This window comes from Paenibacillus alvei DSM 29, assembly GCF_000293805.1.
Classification (GTDB): Bacteria; Bacillota; Bacilli; order Paenibacillales; family Paenibacillaceae; genus Paenibacillus_B; species Paenibacillus_B alvei.
This window is the reverse complement of sequence record NZ_AMBZ01000003.1, coordinates 164,679-187,774: the sequence shown is the minus strand read 5'-3', so window position 1 is coordinate 187,774 and position 23,096 is coordinate 164,679. Positions and strand designations below refer to the sequence as shown.

At 54.4% G+C, this 23,096-nt stretch carries 1 protein-coding gene (only partly in view); it reads right to left on the bottom strand.

Going from position 1 to position 23,096, the window contains the following annotated elements:
• Positions 1-23,096 carry the 5' portion of a non-ribosomal peptide synthetase gene (locus PAV_RS11285; protein ID WP_005546175.1) on the bottom strand. Its footprint begins 328 nt before the window's first position, so 23,096 of the gene's 23,424 nt are visible here — the first part of the coding sequence; its start codon is at positions 23,094-23,096; its stop codon lies off the left edge, out of view.

Sequence of the window (23,096 nt, the reverse complement as noted above, 5' to 3'; positions counted from 1 at the left end):
TGCCGTTCTCCGTTTTCAGCAGTCCTTGCGATCACAACGGCTTCGCGCAGAGCATCGATTTGTCCAAGCAACGCCTCGATTTCTCCAATTTCGATCCTGTACCCGCGAATTTTTACCTGTTGATCCGTTCGTCCCACGTATTCGAGGGTACCGTCTGGCAACCAGCGAGCGAGATCGCCTGTTCGGTACATTTTTCCACCTGGTGTAAACGGATTGTCTACAAACCTCTCCGCTGTCAGTTCAGGCAGATTCAAATAACCGCGAGCTACGCCGTCTCCAGCCGCATACAGCTCTCCCACCACACCCAGAGGCAACAGCATGCCTGCTCGATCCAGCACATACACTTGTGTATTGCTGATTGGACGACCGATCGGAATGGTAGATCGATCCATATCCTCCAAGCTGATCGTATGGCAACATGTAAACGTTGTGTTTTCCGTCGGGCCGTACCCGTTGATTAATCGCAGGTTCGGGTAGCGTTCCAAAACTTTTTTCACATGCGGTTTCGATACAATATCGCCCCCCACGAGCAATTGCTTGACCCCTGCCAATCCTTCGAGTTGATGTTCAGCCATAACCGAAAACAATCCTGCCGTAAGCCATACAATCGTGACTTGATACTTCCGAATCGCTTGCGTCCAATCTTCCAGCGACAAGCCGGTTGGAGGCATGAGCGCTAAAGACGCTCCATTCAGCAAGCTGGCCCAAATCTCAAATGTCGCAGCATCGAAGGAAATGGTTGACCCTTGCAGAAAGACGTCACTTTCACAGATGTCTACGTAATTTGCTTGGGCAACAAGACGTACAACCCCGCGCTGTGTGACGCAGACTCCTTTGGGAGTTCCTGTAGAGCCCGAAGTATAGTTGACGTACGCCAGATGAGTCGGCCCTGTGAGCGGCTTCAGATTGGTACCATCTTGGTCGTAAGCTAGCTCGTCATCGAGAAGCACAACCTTTTCGGCAGCAAAGGCAGTTTGTTGTAAATGGCTCTGGATTAGCAGTACGCGAACATTTGCATCCTGCATCATGTAACGTATGCGTTCCTCCGGATAGTGAGAGTCGATCGGCACGTAGGCTCCTCCCGCTTTCAGGATTGCCAGTATACCGACAATCATCTCAATAGAACGTTCAGCCGCAATGGCTACCAACTGTTCCGCTTCAACCCCGGCTCTTCTCAACGTCCGCGCCAAACGATTTGCTTTCTCGTTCAACTCTCCATAGGAACATTGCTTCTCCCCGAATAAAACGGCAGGTGCATGTGGCGTTCGTTCGGCCTGCTCCTCAAACCGTTGATGGATGGCAAGCTCTTGAGGATACGGTAATTGGGTATCGTTAAACAAACTGATCAGTTGCACCCGTTCTTCATCCGCCACGATTTGCAGCGTTGCAAGGCTCGCCTGCGGATTTTCGATCACTGAGGCGATCAACTGCACAAAGTGTCTCGCAAACCGCTGCACGGTTTCAAGCTTATACAATGAAGTTGCGTATTCCAAATGGAAAGCTATTCCGGCTTCTTCGTCCACCGCCTGCAAGGTTAAATCAAATTTTGCTGTCTTATGCTCGGTATGATATGGCTTCATCTGGAGCTGATCGAGTCCAAACGGCTTGCTTTCTGTATTTTGCAAAACAAACATCGTGTCAAAGATCGCGTTGCGGCTCAAGTCTCGATTGACTTGCACCTGTTCAATCAGTTCTTCGAACGGGTAGTCCTGGTGTTCATAGGCGCTCAGCATCGTTTCCTTGATTTCTTTCAAATAAGACAGAAACGGCTTCTCTCCCGCTGGATAGCTGCGGATGGCCAATGTCCCGACAAACATACCTATCAAACCTTGCAAGTCGCTGTGGGTTCTCCCCGCAATCGGCACACCAATGATGATGTCTTCCTGCCCCGAATATTTATGCAAAAAAGCTTTATAGACGGCCAGCAACACCATATATAGCGTCACGCCGTTTCGGGCGGCAAGTTGGTGCAATGCATCCCTTTGCTTTGAGTCGATCTTGAATTCCAGAGAGCTGCCCTCGTATTTCTGTATCGCAGGACGTACATAATCTGTTGGCATTTCCAGCACAGGCAGTTCTCCGCCTAATGCTTTCATCCAATAGGAGCCATGCTGTTTCATTTGTTCTTTCTGGGCCTCAGATTGCTGCCACACCGCGTAATCTTTGTACTGAATGCGCAGCGAAGGCAGTTCCTCACCGCTGTACAAGCGGACAAACTCCTCAACCAAAATATCCATGGATATGCCATCGGAAACGATGTGATGCATGTCGAACATCAGCAAATGGCGATCCGCTGCCCATTCGATCAAACCGACCCGCAGCAGAGGCGCTTTGCTTAAGTCGAACGGCTGCACGAAGTCGCGTATAATGGTCTCTTCCTCATTCCAGCCAGCCTGTGAAAAGGCTACTTCAAAGTCGACCGTCTCGTACACGCGTTGCATCGGCTCGCCTTGCACCATCTCGAAGCCTGTGCGCAGCGTCTCATGACGAGCGATGAGACTGCGGAATGCCTCTTCGAAGCGATTGCGGTTTAGCGTTCCTTCAAGTATTAGCATGCCCGGCATGTTGTAGCTACGCTCTGCCCCGTTGATCTGCTGCAAAATGTACATCCGTTTCTGCGCCGATGACACCGGGTAGTAGTCCCTTGCTTCGATGAGAGGAATGGCTGCGTACTCCTTCTGCTCCAACCCGGAGATCGCCTGCGCCAGCTCTTCGACTGTCGGACAACGGAACACGTCTCTTAACGGAATCTCCGCCTCCAGCGTCTGATGAATGCGCGATACGAGCGTCATCGCTCGGAGCGAATGGCCCCCGATGTCAAAGAAGTTATCGTGAATGCCTACGCGCTCCAGTCCCAGCACCTCTTGCCATAGCTGCGCCAGCTTCGCTTCCGTCGTCGTGCGCGGCGCTATATATTCCGTTCCCGTACATAGCGCCCCTTCCGGCGTTGGCAGTGCCTTGCGGTCCAGCTTCCCGTTTGGCGTGAGCGGCATCTTCTCCAAGCGAATGAAGTGCGAGGGGATCATATATGACGGAAGGCCCGCCGCCAACTTGCTCCTCATTGCCTGCGCCGTGAGCTCACCGCTGCCCGTTACATAGGCGCACAGTTCCTGCGTTTCCCCAGCGGCAACAGTTACGACCGCTTCCTTGACGCCGTCGATTCGCAGCAGATGTGCTTCGATCTCGCCCGGTTCGATCCGGTACCCGCGGATCTTCACCTGATGGTCGATCCGTCCCAAATGCTCCAGTCGGCCATCCGGTAGCCAGCGGGCCAAATCACCGGTCCGGTAGATACGCTCCCCGGGGAGGTACGGATGATCGACAAACTTCTCCCTGGTCAGCTCTTCGCGCGCCCAGTATCCGCGGGCGACCCCGGCGCCTCCGAGGCACAGCTCGCCTACGGCTCCGATCGGCTGCAACTGCAGCGCTTCGTTCAGCACGTACGCCTGCGTGTTCGCCAGCGGACGGCCGATGCTGACTTTTTCTCCTTCGCTTTCCTTCAGATGTTCAAACGTAGACCATACCGTCGTTTCCGTCGGACCGTACATATTGTACAGCGACGCATTCGTTTGCGCCCGAAGCTGCTTCAGCATCGCCGCGGAAAGCGGCTCGCCGCCGATCAACAGGGCTGGTATACGGCGCAACTGCTCGGCGCTGTGCTCCTGCTTCAGCATCATCGACAGCCTCGAAGGCGTTGTCTGCATCAGTTGTACCGGATGCTCTTCCAGCAAATCGCTCAGCAGCGCAGGGTCCTGAAGCTCCGCTTCATTGGCGAGAACGATCTGCATCCCGCAACTGAGCGGTACCCAGCTCTCGGTCACGAAGATGTCGAAGGATACCGTTGTGACCGAGAGGATCGACGCAGATGGCGCAAACGGCAGCGAGCGCACCATCCCCGCGATAAAGTTCACGACGTTCCGGTGCTCCACCACCACGCCTTTTGGCTTGCCGGTGGTGCCCGACGTGTAGATCACATACGCGCTTTTTATCGGCGTTGTCGGTACATCCGATTGTACATCTGTTGATCCCGATGCCGGCGAATAGGTTTCCAGTTCTTCCGCAGAGGAGAATTTCACCATGGCGAAGCAGTTCTTCTGCCCTTCGGCATCCGTGGCGGCCAAGTGTTCCTTCTTCCCTTCAACAGCCGCAGCGGCTATTTCCGTAACGGCAGAGCGTTCCTCATCCAAGCACGTAACAGCCAAACGTTCCTTATCCAAGAACAGGACATGTCGCAGCGGCGTTTCTTCCCAGTCTGCCACCGTTTCCATCTGTGCCCCTTCGCTCAGCAAGATTTGGATACCGGCATCCTGGATCATTCCCTTGATGCGCGCTGCCGGCAGCGCCGGGTCCAGCGGCACATAGGCCGCGCCAGCTTTCAGCACGCCCAGCAGACCGGCGATCAGTTGCGGCGAACGGCTGAGCAGCACCCCGACACGGTCTTCGCTTCTCACCCCGTGCGCACGCAGCCAACCGGCGATGCGGTTGGCTTGCGCTTCCAGCTCGCCGTACGTCCATACGGCCTCTCCGCTTACGAGCGCCGGTTGCTCCGGCGTCAGGGCAGCCTGCTGTTCGAACAGCGTATGCAACGTTGCTTCCGCCGGCAGCTCCACCGCCGTATCGTTAAATGTCACCAGCAGCTCTTCCCGTTCTTCCGCCGTCAGCAGTTCCAGCTTTTCTACCGCCACGTTCGGGGTGGACACGATCTGCTCTACCATCCGCATCCAGTGACCTTGCAAGCGCTCCATCGTGCCTTGCTCGTACACCTGTCCGTTGTAGTCAAAATGAATGTGCAGCTCTTCTCCCGGCTGAATCATCACATTCAGGTCGTAATTCGTTTGTTCGTCCGCCTGAACCCCCGTAATTTCCAGTCCGCTTGCATCCGCTGACGCTTCCGCCTGCGCGGTTTGCATCGGGTAATTCTCGAACACAAGAATATGGTCGAATAGCTCTCTCGTTCCGGCACACTGCGCCTGAATCTCGTGCAGCGGATAGTAGGCGTAACCTTGCGCAGCCAGCGCCTGCGCCTGCATGCGGCGCAGCAGGTTCGCAACCGTTTCCCGGCCCTCGCACGTTACCCGGACAGGCAGCGTATTGATGAACAGTCCGATCATCCCTTCCACGCCAGGCAGGTCTGCCGGTCTGCCCGAAACGACGCCGCCAAATACCGCATCCCTGCTGCCGCTGTAGGCGTGCAGCACCAGTCCCCATGCCGTTTGCAGCAGCGTGCTTACCGTTATGCCGTGCGCAGTGGCCGCCAGTGCGATGGCTTTGCTCTGCTCCTGAGGGACGCTCCAGCTCACGCGTTTCGCTTCATAGCCTTGCGCCTGACGCTGCCGCTTCGGCAGCGCAGATAGCGCTTCGCTGCCCTCCAACTGCTCCTTCCAGTAGCTTCGTGCCGAATTCGCGTCCTGTTCGGACAGCCAGCGGATATAGTCGCGGTACGCGCGGACGCTGCGTAACGGCGGCTCTTCTCCGGCGCGCAAGGCGTTGTAGATTCCCAATACTTCTTCCATCACCAGCGGCAAGCACCAGCCGTCCATCAACAGGTGATGGAAGCTCCATATCACCTCGTGGGTTTGCTCTCCTGTGCGGAGCACCGCCACACGCATTAGGCTCTCCGACGCTACCGCAAAGCCTTGCTTCCGATCCTCCGACTTCCACTGTGCTATGCAGGCTGCCTGCTCGCCCGCGTCGTGCATCGTCAGATCGCGATAGGTGATTATAAACGGCCGCTTCCGGTACACGACTTGCAGCGGTTCGCTTCGCCACTGATTGTCGATGCTCGTTCGCAGCACCGCATGCCGCTGCACGACGGTTTGCCAGCTTTGTTCAAACGCTGCCGGCTGCAGCTCGCCTTGCAGGGTCAGATGGATCTGGTTCACGTAAGCTCCTGCCTGCGGATCCAGACGGCTGTGGAACAGCATCCCTTGCTGCATCGGCGTCAGCGCGTACACATCTTCAATCTCGCCTAACTCTTCGCTGCGCTGCATAAGCGCATCCAGTTCTTCTTGCGTAATGCCAGGCTGCAGCAGATCGCTTGGTGTCAGTTCTGTCCTCTCCTGCGCGACACAATGGGTCAGCAGCTCTTGTAAGCTGATCTGTAACTCGTGCGCGAAGCGCTCCATCGTCGCTTGGCGGTACTGCTCCGCGCTGTAGCTGATGTGCAGGCGAAGCGCTCCTTCCGCGATCATGCCGTTGCATTCCAGCGCCGCTGCACGCTGTCTTCTGCCGCTTATCGCCTCGCCCGTAGAAAGCGGCGAGATTCGCAGCGCGCTGTGCTCCAAATCCTGATCGAACTGTCCTAAATAGTTGAACGAAATGTCAGGATCGCACGCCCACTCCGTCTCATTCGGCACGGACATGTAGCGCAGAAGACCGTAGCCGATCCCTTTATGCGGAATCGCCCGCAGCGTTTCCTTCACGCGCTTAATCCGCTGCGGCAGGCTCATTTCCGGCTCGATCTCCAGCACCACCGGATACGCGCTCGTAAACCAGCCGACCGTCCGGCTAACATCCACATCCGCCGCAATCGGTTCTCTGCCGTGTCCTTCCAGCAAGACCGCCACGCGTTCGAGTCCGCTCCACGCTTGAACCGCCATGGCCAGTGCAGTCAGCAACAGATCGTTGACCTCCGTCCCGTAGGCCCGGTGTGCTTCTTTCAACAATTGCTGCGTCTGTGCCTGCGACCACTCCACCGTCAGCGACCGGCTGGCGGCCAGCGTGGACGCGCCTTGCTCATCATCTTTAGGCAGAGGCACTAGATCCTTCTCTACAACCGACTGCCAGTAAGCACGCTGCATCTCCAACGCCGGACTTGCCGCATAGGCGCCAAGCTGCTGCGACCATGTTTGAAACGAGTCCGTTTTCAGCGGCAGCCGAATGTCCTGTCCTTGCGCCGCTTGTTCGTAAGCTGACGCGATATCCTCAAAAAGGATGCGCCATGAGACTCCGTCGACGACCCAATGATGAATCGCGATCAGCAAATGATCCCCGTCCGGGCACTGGAACAAGCCCAGTTTCAGGAGCGGACCGGCGGCCAGCGAGAAGCTGGCCTGCAGCTTGCCGGCCTCCGTCTCAACCCGCTGGCTCCATGTTTCTTCGCCACGGAAGTCAAATACGTCCAGACGATAGCTTTCCCCGTCTTCCACACTACGGTTCCAAGCGGCATAGCCGTCTTCCGTCTGCGTTACAATTATCCGCAGCGCGTCGTGATGCTTGGCAATGCGCTGCATCGTCAGGCGCAGCGCTCCAATGTCGAACCGGTCTTCCCGGTGCAGCATGACCGCGTGGTTGAAATGATGCAGATCCACGGGGTCATGCTGCACGAACCAGCGCTGGATCGGCGTAAGTGGCACGGGGCCATACACCTCTTCTTGTTCCGCGCGGCGAGTGACCGCCGTCATCTGGGAGCTAAGCTCGGCGACGACCGGATAGCGGAACAGATCTTTCATCTCGACCTTATACCCGGCTTGCAGCAGCCGTGAAGCGACTTGAATCGCTTTGATTGAATCACCGCCAAGCTCAAAGAAATGATCTAGGATGCCAATCTTCTCTACGCCCAGCACCGACTGCCAAACGGACACGAGCGCTTTTTCCTCGCCCGTGCGCGGGGCGACGTATTCCGTCCCCGCACTCATGCCTGCTTCCGGCGCCGGCAGTGCTTTGCGGTCCACTTTGCCGTTAGGCGTCAGCGGCATCTGCGCAAGCTGCACGAAGTACGACGGGATCATGTACCCTGGCAGTTTTTGCGCCAGAGGGTTTCGGAGTTCATCGGCCTCTAGATCACGTGTCGCTTTGATGTAGGCACACAGCGTTTTCCGGCCGGTTTCGTCCTCGCGGGCGATGATCACCGCTTCCTGAACGTCCGTTACACGAAGAAGCTGTGCTTCGATTTCTCCAAGCTCAATCCGGTAACCGCGGATTTTCACCTGATCGTCCATGCGACCTGCATACTCTATTGTTCCATCCGGCAGCCAGCGGGCCAAATCGCCTGTTCGGTACAACCGCTCGCCCGCCGCAAACGGATGCTCCACAAACTTCGCCGCTGTTAACTCCGGATTGTTCAAGTATTCGCGCGCTAGTCCGCTGCCGCCGGTATACAACTCTCCAATCACGCCAATAGGCAATATCTCTTGGGCTCTGCCCAGCACGTATACTTGCGTGTTGCTGATCGGACGGCCAATCGGAATCGACGCGCGCTCCACATCCGACATTCGGATTTCATGGCAGCACGTAAACGTCGTGTTTTCCGTCGGACCGTAACCGTTGATCAGCCGTATTTCGCTGAATCGCTCCAACACTTTTTTCGCATGCGGCCTTGAAACAACGTCACCGCCAACCAGCAGTTGCTTCACCCCGTACAAACCTTCTAACTGCTCCTCCACCATCACATGGAACAAGCCAGCCGTTAGCCACAAAATACTGACGTGATGCTGCTGAATCGCCTGCACCCAGTCCGTTAGCGACAATTTTCCGGGCGGCAAAATCGCCAGCGCCGCACCATTCAGCAAACTGCCCCATATCTCAAACGTCGCAGCATCAAAGGAAATCGTTGATCCCTGCAAAAATACGTCTTGTTCGCTAATGTCCACATAATTTGATGACGAAACAAGTCTGACAACCCCGCGATGCGTCACGCATACCCCTTTAGGCGTTCCTGTTGAGCCCGACGTGTAGATGATGTACGCCAGATCATCAGCCAATGCCGCCACTGCCAAGTTCGCACTGCTTTCAAGGTATTCTTCTGTGCCGGACAACGGCTCCTCTTCCAGTTCCACCTTGATCCCCGCAAAAGAAGCCTTCTCCTTCAATTGCTTCTGAATCAGCAGCACCTGCGCCCCGGAATCCTCTAACATATAGGAGATGCGTTCCTGAGGATACTCGGGATCGATCGGCACATATGCTCCGCCGGCTTTTAGTATCGCCAGTATGCCTACGATCATCTCCAGCGAGCGTTCGGCCATGATGCCTACCAATTGCTCACGCTGCACCCCTCGCGCCTGCAATCTTCTCGCCAAGCGGTTAGCCCGCTCGTTCAACTCTCGGTACGTCAGCAGCCTATCTTCAAATACCACAGCTACCGCATCCGGGGTCCGTGCAGCCTGCCGTTCGAACAGCGCATGCACCGATGCTTCCGCCGGCAGCTCAACCGCCGTATCGTTGAATGTCACCAGCAACTCTTCCCGCTCGTCGGCCGTCAGTACCTCGATGCTTCCCAGCATCGCCTGCGGATGACGAACCGCTTGGCGCAGCAGCTCGGTGAAGTGACCCGCCCAGCGCTCGATCGTCGTCCGTTCGAACAGTTTTGACGCATATTCCAATGTGCATCGCATCCCCTGCTCGTGCTCGCTGACCGACAGCGTCAAGTCGAATTTCGCTGCTCCGCTCTCCATCGGATACGGCGTCCATTGCAGGCCCGCCAGCTCTAAATCAGCCTGCTCGGTGTTTTGCAGCACCAGCATGGCATCGAACAACGGATTGCGGCTCATATCCCGCTGCTTCACCACCTGCTCCACCAGTTCCTCGAACGGGTAGTCCCCATGCTCCAAGGCCCCGAGCGCCGTCTGCTTCACTTCCTGCAAGTAAGCAGAGAACGGCTTTTCTCCGGACGGGTTCATCCGCAGCGCCAGCGTGTTCACAAACATCCCCAGCATCCCTTGCAGGTCCGCATGGGAACGCCCGGCGATCGATGTACCGACGATCAGTTCTTCTTGACCGCTTAACCGCCCCAGCAGGGCGCTGTACGCGGCCAGCAGCACCATGTACACGGTCGCGCCGTTTTCCCGCGCCATCTCTCTGACCGCTTCGGCCAGCACACTGTCCAGCTCGAAGTCCACCCGATCCCCCTCGAAGCTGCGCACCGCCGGTCGCGGAGCATCCGTCGGCAGGCTCAGCACCGGCAGCTCGCCTGCAAACTGGCTCAGCCAGTAGCTTTCCATCTTCCGGTAGGCTGCACTTTGCCGGTAACCTTGCTGCCAGAGCGCATAATCTTTATACTGCAAACGCAGCGGTGCCAGTTCTTCTCCGGCATACAGCTTCGTTAATTCCTGCACCAAAATGTTCATCGAGGTGCCGTCAGAAATGATATGGTGCATATCGAACAGCAGCACGTGATCCGTTTCGTCCAGCCGCACCACCGTCGTACGCAGCAGCGGCGCAACGCCAAGGTCAAACGGACGGAGGAAGCTGCGAATGGACGCCTGCACATCGGCTCCTCTAGCCTCCTCGTACGCGACGGTGAAGCCGGGAGCCTCTATGATGCGCTGCATCGGCTCCCCGTCTTTCGCCGCAAACGCTGTGCGCAGCGATTCATGACGGGCGATGAGCCCCTGTAAGGCGGCTTCCAGCCGCTGGCGATCCAGCGTTCCCGTCAGGCGCAGCGCCGCAGGCATGTTGTAGCTCAGTTCGGCGCCCTCCAGCTGCTGCAGCACATACAGCCGTTTTTGCGCGGACGATAGCGGATACGCTGCCTGCATCGGAGCGGGCACAAGCGCTTCAAAGGTGCCGCCCTTCGTCGCCTCCAGGGCAGCCGCCAAGCCTTCTATCGTTGGTGAGAGGAATAATTGCCGCAGTGGCACCTCCGACTCCAGCGTCTGATGAATGCGCGATACGAGCGTCATCGCCCGGAGCGAATGGCCCCCGATGTCAAAGAAGTTATCGCGGATGCCGACGCGCTCCAGTCCCAGCACCTCTTGCCATAGCTGCGCCAGCTTCGCTTCCGTCGCCGTGCGCGGCGCTGCATACTCCGTTCCCGTTCGCAGCGACTCTTCTGGCGCTGGCAGCGCTTTGCGGTCGATTTTGCCGTTATTCGTCAGCGGCAGTTCTTCCAACTGCACGACATACGCCGGAATCATATAGTCCGGCAAGTTCAATCGCAAAGCTTCGCGCAGTTCGGCGAATGTAAATTCGCGTTCGCCTGCCACATACGCGCACAGCTCATGCCCGCCTCGCTCATCTGGCAGCGCGACTACAGCCGCCTCTCGAATTCCTTCCAACGCTAACAGTCTAGTTTCGATCTCGCCCGGTTCAATCCGGTAGCCGCGGATCTTCACCTGGTGGTCGATACGGCCCAAATACTCCAAGTTGCCGTCGGCCAACCAGCGGGCTTGATCCCCGGTTCGATACATCCGCTTTCCTTCCAGCCATGGGTTGGCCAGGAACTTCTCCTGCGTCCAGCCCGGCTGATGCAAGTACCCTCTGCCGACACAAGCGCCGCCAATATACAGTTCTCCCGCTACGCCGATCGGCTGCAACTGTCCAAACGCGTCCAAAATGTACACAGACGAATTGCTGATTGGCTTGCCGATCGGCGGCAGCGCCGTCATCGGCTCTTGCGGCCTGATCGTGTACGTGGTCGCTACATGTGTCTCCGAAGGGCCGTAATGATTGTGAAGCGTAACGCCCTGCTCCTGCAAGTAGCGCTGCAGCTCCGGACCGACAATCAGCGCCTCTCCGGCCGTAATCAGATGCTGCACGCACGTTGACCAACTCGCTTCGTAGGCCGGATCGTTCCAAACGAATTTGACGAACGACGACGGCAGCAGCAAGGTTGGAATGCCTCGTTCCTCTACATAACGGAATAACGCAGTCGGATTTTGACGCATGTCCTCCTCGACGACATGCAGGGTTCCGCCCGCCAGCAAGGTAGAAAAGATTTCTTGATAGCTCACATCAAAGCTGTACGACGCATACTGCAGCACCTGCTTGTCAAATGGAATGGACGTACACTCGTATTGGTGCATGATCAAGTTCACGAGGTTGCCATGCTCCAACATGACGCCCTTCGGCTTCCCGGTCGTACCTGACGTATAGATAACGTAGAGCAATCGGCTGCTTTCATTATCCGGCTCGTAGGAGCTATCCGGGCTATTAGAGTTATTAGAGCTATTAGAGCTATCACGGCTCCACGCACTTTGCTCGCTTGCCGCAAGAAGCTCTTCGATGATGAGCGTCTTACCGCTGTATCCAAGACCTTCTCTCGTTGAAGCGGAAGGGGCATCCGACAGCAGGCATGCCACTTTCGAATCGTCCAGCATGTACGCTATGCGTTCCGCCGGATAGGAAGGGTCGACCGGAAGGAAAGCCGCGCCTGCTTTCAAAATGCCCAGCAAACCAATCATCATGTGGGCGGAACGTCCCGCCATCAGCCCGACAATACGGCCGCTGCCGATCTGTTCCAGGCGCAAGGCACCAGCCAGGCGATCCGACAACCGATCCAGTTCTTCGTACGTAAGCCTTGTATCGGCACATACGACCGCAACAGCTTCCGGTGTTGCCTTCGCCTGCTTGCGGAACAACTGATGCACCGAGGCATCCGGCATTTTCTGTACAGGTCCGTCCATCCAGCCTTGGAGCGTCATCCGGTCCTGTTCGTTCAGCAAGCTTGCTTTGCCAAGGGTGACATCCGGGTCAGCGGCCGTGTGCCGCAGCAGCGTGATGAAATGATCTTTCCACCGTGAGATCGTATCCGCCTCGAAGAGTGCTGTCGCGTACTCCAGACTGCCATGCAGTTCCTCTCCCGCCTCGTGGATAAATAGCGACAAGTCGAATTTCGATGTCGGGTTTTCCAACTCGTACGGTGTGATCTCGACATCGGCCATCTGCAGTTCGGACCGGTTCATATTTTGCAGTACGAACATCGCATCGAAAATCGGATTGCGGCTCACATCCCGATGCCGTACGACGTGCTCCACCAGTTCTTCAAACGGGTACTCCGCATGCTCAAACGCCGTTAAAGCCAGTTGTTTCATTTCTTCCAAATAGCTTCGGAATGTTTTGTCAGCAGAAGGCATCGAGCGAATGGCTAAGGTGTTGACGAACATGCCGAGCATGCCGGACAGGTCGGCATGCGGCCGGCCAGCAATCGGCGTTCCCACAATAATTTCGTCCTGACCTGCCAGTTTGCCCAAGAACATACTGTAAGCGGCGAGCAGCACCATGAATAACGTGGTCCCCGTGTCTTGCGCAAGCTGCTTGATGCTGGCAGTCAATTCCGCATCGATCGTGAAATCCAGTCGGCTGCCCGCAAAGCTTTGGATCGACGGACGGGCGAAATCGGATGGCAGCTGTAGAACCGGAAGCTCGCCGCCAAGCTGCTGCAGCCAGTACTCTTTTTGTTGAACATACGTATTCGAATGACGGTTTGCCGCCAGCCAGACGGCATAATCCTTATAATGAAGCGATACGGGCTCGAGACGATCGCCGGCATACAGCCGTGTCACCTCTTCTATCAAGATGCTCATGGAAGTTCCGTCGGAAATAATATGATGCATGTCAAACAGGAGCAAATGCTGCGTATCGGTCAGCTTGGTCAACTGAACGCGCAACAGCGGTGCCTGGCTCAGATCGAAAGGACGAATAAACTCCCTAATGAGGTCTTCCGCTCTCCTATCCCCGGCTTCCCGATAAGGCAAATCGAACGCGACCTCAGCGTTAATTCGTTGAACAGGCTCGCCGTCTACCCTTTCAAACCCAGTTCGCAGCACCTCGTGGCGAGCGAGCAGCTCTCTGAAAGCCTGTTCCAATCGGGTAAAGTCCACGCGTCCATGGAATAACAGAGCCGCAGGCATGTTATAGCTTAGTTCCGCGCCTTCAAGCTGCTGCAGCACGAACAGCCTTCTTTGTGCGGATGACAGCGGATAATAATCGCATGGCTCGGCCGGCTGCAATCCCTTAAACAGATCCTTCGATTGCCGTTCGACAAGCGTAGCCAACGCTTCAATAGTTGCAAAGCGGAATATGTCACGAATCGAGATTTGTACATGCAACGCTTGATGGATGCGCGATGCCAACGTCATCGCCTTTAGCGAGTGGCCTCCCAATTCAAAGAAGTTGCTGCTTACTCCTACTTGCGAAATTTGCAGCACGTCTTCCCAAATTGCGGCTAGCTGAGCCTCCGTCCGTGTACGAGGGGCCATGTACGGCGCAACGGCTGCCGTTTCATAGGCAGGTACAGGCAATGCCGATCGATCCAGTTTTCCGTTTTTAGTAAGCGGCAGATCCGCAAGGCGGATGTAATGCTCAGGTACCATATAAGCAGGCAGCGCCAGGCTCATTTCATGTCTTAATGCGGACAGATCTAACGCACTATCGCTGACATAATAAGCGCAGAGCACTGCATGTCCAGGCTTATCTTTTCGAATGACGACGGACGCTTGCCGAATATCGGCATTCAGCAGCAGACGGGCTTCAATTTCACCCGGTTCAATCCGGTATCCTCGAATTTTGACCTGCTGATCGATCCGTCCCATATATTCAAGATTGCCATCTGGCAGCCAGCGGGCCAGATCCCCCGTTGCATACATCGTTTTGCCTTCGTTGAAAGGATCGGGTTTGAATTTCTCTCGCGTAAGCTCAGGCTGATTCCAGTAGCCTTTGGCTACTCCAGCGCCGCCGAGATGCAATTCCCCAGGAACGCCAATAGGAAGCACCTGTCCGCCGTCGCCCAGCACATAGGCTGTCGTTCCGCCAATTGGACGGCCGATTGGGATACTTGTCATGCCATCCGTTTCGCTAACCGTGAACACGGTTGAAAACGTCGTATTCTCCGTAGGCCCGTATCCGTTCCATATCTTGATGGAAGGGCATGCTTGCTGAACGGCCCGAACATGCTTTGGCAGCAGCACTTCTCCCCCCATGATCAAATGCTGAATTCCAGTAAAAAGTTCACCATCCGCATCGGCCAAATGGTGGAAAAGAGATGTCGTCAAAAACATAACCGTAATGCCGTTGGTTGCGATAAACTGTCCCAAGCGGCTTGCGTTCAGCAGTACTTCTTTCTCCACAGGGTATAGTTGACCGCCATGAAGGATAGCGCCGAACATTTCAAAAGTCGCCGCATCGAAGCTGACCGAACCTGTCTGTGCGAAGCGATGTCCTTCATGAAACGGTACATATCCGCCGCCTGTCACCAGGTTGACCACATTGCCGTGTGTGACCAGCACGCCTTTCGGCCTTCCCGTTGTGCCGGAGGTATACATGATATAAGCGGGATCATCGGCGCCGACCGTACGCGATTGCACTTCTGCCACCGGATCCTCATGTAAAAGCCAATCGGCGTTGAGTTTGATGACTGCCCCCTCATACGATTCCGGCGGGCCCAAATTGCCGGCAACCAGCAAAAATTCCGCTCCGCAATCGTCCAGAATATACAGATGACGGTTCTCTGGAGCTTCAGGGTCCAGCGGCACATAGGCGCCACCCGCCTTCAAAACTCCCATGACAGCTACAATAAATTCAATGGATCGATCAGCTAAAATCCCGACAGCCGCATGAAGCGGCAGTCCTTCTCTAAGAAGCTTGCCGGCCAGAATGCCTGACTGATGCTGTAGCGCTTCATAGGTAAGGTGACGTTCACCGCATACAACCGCCAATCGTTCCGGGTAATTGCGGACGACCTCTGCAAAACGATCCGTGATCGAGACATTCGGCATCGGGGAAACAGGTAATCCGCTATAAGTCATAAGCTGTTCAATCTGTTCTTCTTGATTAAGCATTCTTGCTTCAGCAAGCAGCGTATCCGGGTCCGTAATCACATCATGCAGCATGACTGTGAAGTAACGGCACCAACGCTCTACCGTTTCGCGAGCAAATAAAGCCGTAGAAAACTCCATAGAGCAGCGATAGCCATCCGGGTGTTCGTTAACCTGAAGCGTAAGATCAAACTTTGCCGTTGTATCTGCAAACGAATACGTGTCTACACTCAATTCAGGAAGCACAATCGGTAACGAATCGGTATTTTGCAGTACAAATACGGCATCGAATAACGGATTGCGGCCCATATCCCGCTCTCTGACAATTTGATCGACCAAATCTTCCAGCGGGTAATCCCCATGCTCTAAGGCATCCATCGTCGTTTGTTTGATTTCTTGTATAAAATGCAAAAATTTCTTTTGTCCCGAAGGAAACGTACGCAATGGCAATGTATTTACAAACATCCCCATCATGGACGACAAATCTGCATGGGGACGCCCGGCTACCGGGGAGCCGATGATAATCTCGTTTTGGCTGCACAATCGCGATAAAAACATGCTGTACGCCGCCAGCAATACCATGTACACGGTCGCCCCTTCATTCAGCGCCAACCTTTGCACGGACTCCGACAATGCCTTGTCAAGATGAAAATCAACACGTTCTCCGGCAAAACTGCGCAGCATCGGGCGGGAGTAATCGGTCGGGATATGCAGCACAGGCAGCTCGCCACCCAGATGCTGCAGCCAGTAATCCTCATTCTTCTGATAAGCTGCACTATGAGCGTATTGCTGCTGCCATACGGCATAATCTTTGTATTGCAATCGAAGGGGGTCTAGTTGATGGCTGGCGTACAGTTTCGCAAATTCTTCTACAAAAATACTGATGGATACGCCATCGGAGATAATATGGTGCATATCAAGCAGCAAGTAATGCAGCTGTTCTCCCGCACTTAAAACCTCGACACGCAGCAAAGGCGCTTGCTCCAGATCGAATGGACGTACAAATTCCGCTATCCTTGCGTCAAGCTGCTGTTCCTCCGCTGCTCGGTAAACGACGGACGCTTGCACATGCTCGTGCACTTTCTGCATAGGCTGATTGTCGATGAATGTAAAAGATGTTCGCAGAACGTCATGACGCAGAATGATCTGTTGCAGGGCCGATTCGAATCGCGTGGGGTCCAGACTGCCTTCCATCCGGAGAACCGCCGGCATGTTGTAACTGACGTCTATGCCTTCCAACTGCTGCAGCACGTACATCCTTTTTTGGGCCGATGTCAGCGGATAATAATCCATCGGCGCCGCCGGCTCCAGCGTATCGATTGCTTTGACCGATCTGGAAGCGAGCGCCTCCGTCAATGCTTCAACAGTGGAATATTGGAACAGATCCCGGAGCGTCATGTCAGCCTGAAGCTCTTTTTGCATGCGGGAAACGAGTACCGTCGCTTTTAACGAATGGCCGCCTCGTTCAAAGAAATCATCCCTCACTCCGATCGGGCGAACGTCAAGCACTTCTTGCCACAATTCGGCCATTTGTTGTTCCGCATCGGATCTTGGTGCCAAATAACTTCCGCTTTCGGCCAGGTTGCTGCCCTCAGGATACGGCAGGGCACGGCGATCCAATTTTCCGTTGACCGTCAGAGGCATTTGCAGCATGGGAACAAAATAAGACGGGATCATGTAAGAAGGTAACGCAAAGCCAAGCCGTTGTCTCAGTTCCTTCGCCGTATAGTCCCGATCCGCGACAAAATAGGCGCACAGACTTGCACTTCCCTCCGATCCATTGATTACAGTCACAACTGCCTCGCTTATCCCAGGGAGCGTTAGCAGATGTGCTTCAATATCTCCGAGTTCGATCCGATTCCCGCGGATTTTCACCTGATGATCAATGCGTCCCAAGTACTCCAAAGTTCCATCCGGCAGCCACCGGGCCCAATCGCCAGTACGGTACATACGCTCTCCAGGTACGAAAGGATCGGAAACAAACTTCGCTGCCGTCAATTCCGGCTGGTTCGCATACCCTCTTGCCAAACCAAGACCGGCAATACAAAGCTCTCCCGGTACGCCGAATGGAGACAGCCTTCCCTGTGCGTTGACAATATAGACACGAGTATTGGGAATAGGGCGTCCGATGGAAACAGCAGTCTCTTCCGTTAATTCCACAGCCGTCGTTACGACCGTATTTTCGGTTGGGCCGTATTCGTTCATCAATTGCATTTCAGGATTCATTGCTTTCAAACGGCGAATTAAAGGCATGCCTACGGCCTCGCCTGCTACTACCGCACTGCGCACCGAACGCCAATCCTCGCGGCTCATGTTTTCCAGCATGGCGGAGTAGAAGCTCGGCGGGCTCTGCAAATGGGTGATTTGATGATGGATGATAGCTTCACGAATGGCTGCAGCATCCTTGCTGTTCTGATCGCTCAGCATAACAACGGCTGCTCCTGAGACGATAGGCGCAAAAAAGTGAGTCACAAACGAATCGAATATAAAAGGATTCAGCATCAACGCCCTGTCGCTCGGGCCAAACTGATAGTGGCGCTTTTTCCACTGTATGGTGTTCGCAAAGCTCCCGTGTTCGATAATAACGCCTTTGGATCTTCCTGTAGTGCCTGAGGTGTAGATGACGTAGGCCGAGTGCTTCGGACCGATCGAGCATCCTTGCTCTTTCACGGGAACTTCTTCTTCTTGCAGCGGATTGTCTTCAAAATATAGAACGGAAACATCCTGACGAAGCTCGGCAATGAGCGGCTTATACTTGTCGAACGTAAGCAGCGCTTGCGGGCGGCTGTCCTCCAGCATAAATCGAATCCGATCCGCGGGAAATTCCGGATCAATCGGAAGGTAGGCTCCTCCTGCTTTCAAGACCCCAATTATACCTGCCGCCATTTCTAACGAACGGTGAGTCATGACGGCGGCGATCATATTCGTCCCTACGCCGCGCCTGCGGAGTTCGGCACCCAGTTGCTCCGCCCATTCGTTTAGTTGCCGGTAGCTCAGCTCCCCCTCTTCCCCAATAATCGCCGGGAGGTCGGGAGTTAGCGCCGCCTGCTGTTCGAACAACGTTAGTACAGATAATGCAGGATCATACGTTTCTTCTCTACCGGCGAACCGCTCAAGCAAATGTTTTTTATCTTGGGCGGTAACCAAGTCGTAAGCGCCAAGTTTGACGTCCTGAAAATGAACGGCCTGAAGGAGAAGCTCTTGGAAGCAGTCACTCCAGCGTACAATCGTATGTTGCGTAAACAAAGAAGAATCGTATTCCCAACTCAATAAGAAGCTGTCCTCTCGCTCGGTTACAGTGAGCGTCAAGTCGAACTTGGCTGCCGTGTAATCCAACGGATACGGAGTCAGATTGACATTTTCCAGTTTCAGCTCTTCATTTTCCCCATGCTGCAGAACGAGCATTGCGTCGAATAGTGGATTGCGGCTTAAATCGCGCTCCTGAACCATTCGCTGAACCAGTTCCTCAAACGGATATTTCTCATGCTCAAACGCAGATAGCGCCGTCTGCTCCACTTCACGGAGATAGGCGGCAAACGTTTTTTCTCCTTCCGGGTACATGCGGAGCGCCAAAGTGTTTACAAACATCCCTAACATGCCTGACAAACCTGCAAGCTGGCGTCCCGCCACCGGCGTGCCGACAACGATCTCTTCTTGTCCGGCTATACGCGACAGAAATGCGCTGTATGCGGCTAGCAGTACCATGTACACAGTGGTGTTGCTCTTGCGAGCCAGCTCGCGCACAGCCGTTACAAGCTCGCCGCCCAGTTCAGCGTCTACCCGGCCGCCTATAAAGCTGCGCACAGCAGGCCGCGGATTGTCGGTCGGCAGCCGGAGCGCCGGCACCTCCTCCGCAAACTGAGCCAGCCAATAGGCTTCCTCCTTGGCGTAATCCTCCGTATGACTATAGGCTTGCTGCCATACAGCATAGTCTTTATATTGCAGTTTTAGCGGCTCCATCGTTTCACCGGCATAGGCCGCAGCCAGCTCTTTCGTCAAGATTTGCACAGAAATGCCGTCCGAGATGATATGATGCATGTCAAATAAGAGCAGATGCCGTTGATTCCCGAGATGTACGACTTTGGCCCGCAGCAGTGGTGCCGCGCCCAGATCGAACGGCTGGATAAACGCCCGAATAGGCGCGTCTGCTTCCCCGTCCTCTGCCTCCTCTTCCACGATAAAGAAATCAACTTGCTGCTGCACGCGTTGAATAGGTTCCCCATCTACAATAGCAAATGAAGTACGCAAAGCTTCGTGCCGAGCCAAAAGCGCATGGAACGCGGCTTCCAACCGTACCTTGTCCAGCGTTCCTTCCATTAGAAAGGCAGCCGGCATATTGTAGCTTAGCCCTGTTACATCCAATTGCTGCAACATAAATAACCGCTTCTGTGCGGACGATAGTGGGTAATAAAGCTGCTCAGGGGCGGATTCAAGCGACTCGTAATTACGTTTCGCCGCCGACCCAACCACCTCGGTTAATTCTTTTAGCACTGACGCCTGAAAGATGTCCCGCAAACCCAGTTCGATCTTGAACTCCTCATGAATGCGTGTCAACAGTGTCATCGCTTTCAGCGAATGGCCTCCAAGTTCAAAGAAATTATCTAGGAGTCCGATCTGCTCGTGATCCAACACTTCTTGCCAAAGCTTTGCCATCCGTTGCTCAGCATCCGTTACCGGGAGCAGGTATGGTTTGGAGGAAATCCTTTCATCCAGCGCAGGCAAGGCTCTTCGGTCCACCTTCCCGTTTGTCGTCAAAGGAAGCTGATCCAGCTTCATAAAAGCGACAGGAATCATATAGTCCGGCAGCATCGAGGACAAGAATCCTCGCAGCTCATCTGTCTCAAGCTCCCTCTCGCCCGTGTAATAAGCGCAAAGCACCTGCTGACTTTGACGATCTGGCATGACGGCGACAACCGCCTCACGGATGGATGCAATTTGTGTCATGCATGATTCAATCTCGCCTGGCTCTACCCGATAGCCCCGTATACTGAGTTGGTCATCAAGACGCCCAAGAAATTGCAAGTTCCCGTCCGGAAGCCAGTAAGCGCGATCTCCGGTGCGATACATGCGTCCATCCGTCACAAACGGATCTTGAGTGAATCGCTCTGTCGTCAATTCCGGCCTGTTCAGGTAACCCCGAGCTACCCCAGTTCCTCCGATGCACAACTCCCCCGGCACACCAACGGGTTGCAATGTCCCGCCCTGACCAAGCACATACAGGTTGGCGTGCGGGAGCGGTCTGCCAATCGGCACGCTTCCTTCTTGAGGCAGTATACTGCCATCCATTGCCTCATAATAGGAAGCATCAATGCAAGCTTCCGTCACTCCATAACTGTTGAGAATACGCATGATAGAGCCGAAACGACCGTATACCCTCTGATAATCTTTCGCCGCAAAGCGGTCTGAGCCCATAATTAACAAACGTAAGTGTCCCGTACTTAAACCATTTTCGTAGATATAATCCATGAGCGGCACAAGCAATGCCGGCGTCGATTCCAGCAGTGTAATGCCTTGTTCGACGATGACCGCATGGAGACGAGGCAGGCTGAGACGAGTTTCGTTCGAACATATAACGAGCTGTCCTCCGCTCAGCCATGCTCTGGCCAAATCGCCGGCAAATACGTCAAAAGAAAAGCTGGCCATTTGCAGCAGTCGTACATCCATATCTCCGAGCCTGTATTCATGATGCCATGACCATGCGGTTGAAATCCAACTGCGATGCTCGATCATAACTCCCTTGGGCCTTCCCGTTGTTCCGGAGGTGTAGATAACATACGCAAGTCGCTCAGGTGAACAGCCGTGAAGTAAATTGGTCGAATCGTCGTCGTAGCTTGACGCAAGCCTCAAATCTACAACTCGGCAACCGTCAGGCACGGTCATCAAGTCATCGTCGGCAGTAAGCAGTACTTTGGCTTCGCTATCCCTTACCATATAAGCCAGGCGTTCGGCAGGCAATGAGTTGTCCAACGGAACAAAAGCGCCGCCTGCCTTTAATACGGCAAGAACGGCAGTTACGATAAGCGGAGAACGTTCCCCCAGAATGGCGACAGGTTCTCCGCTGCCTATGCCCTGGCTTCGAAGCGTCCGAGCGAGCCTGTTCGCTTGCTCATTTAATTGTCCATAGGTCAGCGATAATCCGCCCGGTTCCGCAACAGCGATTTGATCCGGCATATTTTCTGCATGGGTCTCAAAGATTTCGTGCATAGAACGGTCAAGTCGTTGCTCGATCCGTTGTCCGAAGCTGTAAGTGTGGAGTATATTCTTCTGTTCTTCAGGAGGCAGAATGTCCAATTGCCCTACAGACTGCAAGGGGTTCGACATCGCTTCCCGGATTACATGCAGCAATCTTTGGAACAGACAATCGATGTCTTGGCGCGCAAACAAATCTGTCAAATAATCGATTTGAATGGCCATTTCTCCGGTTCCTATATGTTCGCGGATGTGCACCGTCAATTCGTTATCCTGGTGCCCATTACCCAGAGGCAGTGTCTCGTATTGGAAAGGCGCATCGTCAGGCAGCGTGCCCCATTCCATGGGGTGATAATTGAAGAACACAGGCAGCAATGCCTCTGTAAAACCGAAACGGTTGCGAAGGTCCGGGACAATCCGGTTAAACGGGTACTTTTGATGCCGAATCAGCTCGCTTTGCTTGTTCTTTACTTGTTTAAGAAAGTCCGCGAACGACCAGGAAGCGTCAATGCGCATGCGAAAAGGCGTCGTGCTGACGAGCATCGCAACCATCGACTTCTGTTCTCGAGATGTCCGGTTGGCGTACATCGTTCCAAGCAAAACTTCTTCTTCTCCGCAAATCCGCGACATATACAGGCAAAGGGCAGATACGAACAAGTTAAATGGAGAGACATGATGTGATTCGCAGAACATACGGATGTCGTTGCATGCAGATGCCGGAATTTCATATTGGGCATAATTCGCCAAGCTGCCGGCCGTCTGTATAGCGTTTTCGGAAGTGCCAAGCCGTGTGATGAAAGGCCGCGTAAGGAACTCGCCCTCCCAAAATGCCTTATCTTTCTGAAACCGGGAAGATTGTAAATACTCCTCCTCATTACGGAGCAGATCCGTGCAAGCAGGCGCCGCTTCTTGAGGCAGCTCTCTATTGCAAAGCAAAGCATGATAGCCCTCAACGAATTCATTACCCAACAAGTTGAGCGAATAGCCGTCGGCAATAATATGATGGATGCTCAAGAACAGTCTGGCTTCCGATTCACCAGTCCGAAACAGCGTAAATTTAAATAAATGAGAGTCAAAAAGGGGAAATGGTTGACATGACAGAAACTCAACTTCTTCTTTCCATGCCTCTGGTTCTCTATCGCATAAATTCACAATATCGATGTCAATTGGTGTAAAAGGAACAATATAACTTAGTGGCTCCTCACCTTCTCTCTGCTGCAATCGCATACGGAGAGCGTCGTGACGGAGAGCGAGGCTTTGCAGCACCTCTACGATTTTATCCTCTTGTATCGTGCCCTTGATAGTAAGCAAACTGTTAAGCGTGGCAACTGTCGTATGCGAATTCAAAAGTTCCATGTACCAAATTCGACGCTGCGCTTCTGTAAGCTCGTAATAAACTATTTCATTTTGTTGCAGATTGGCTTCGCTCATTGACAT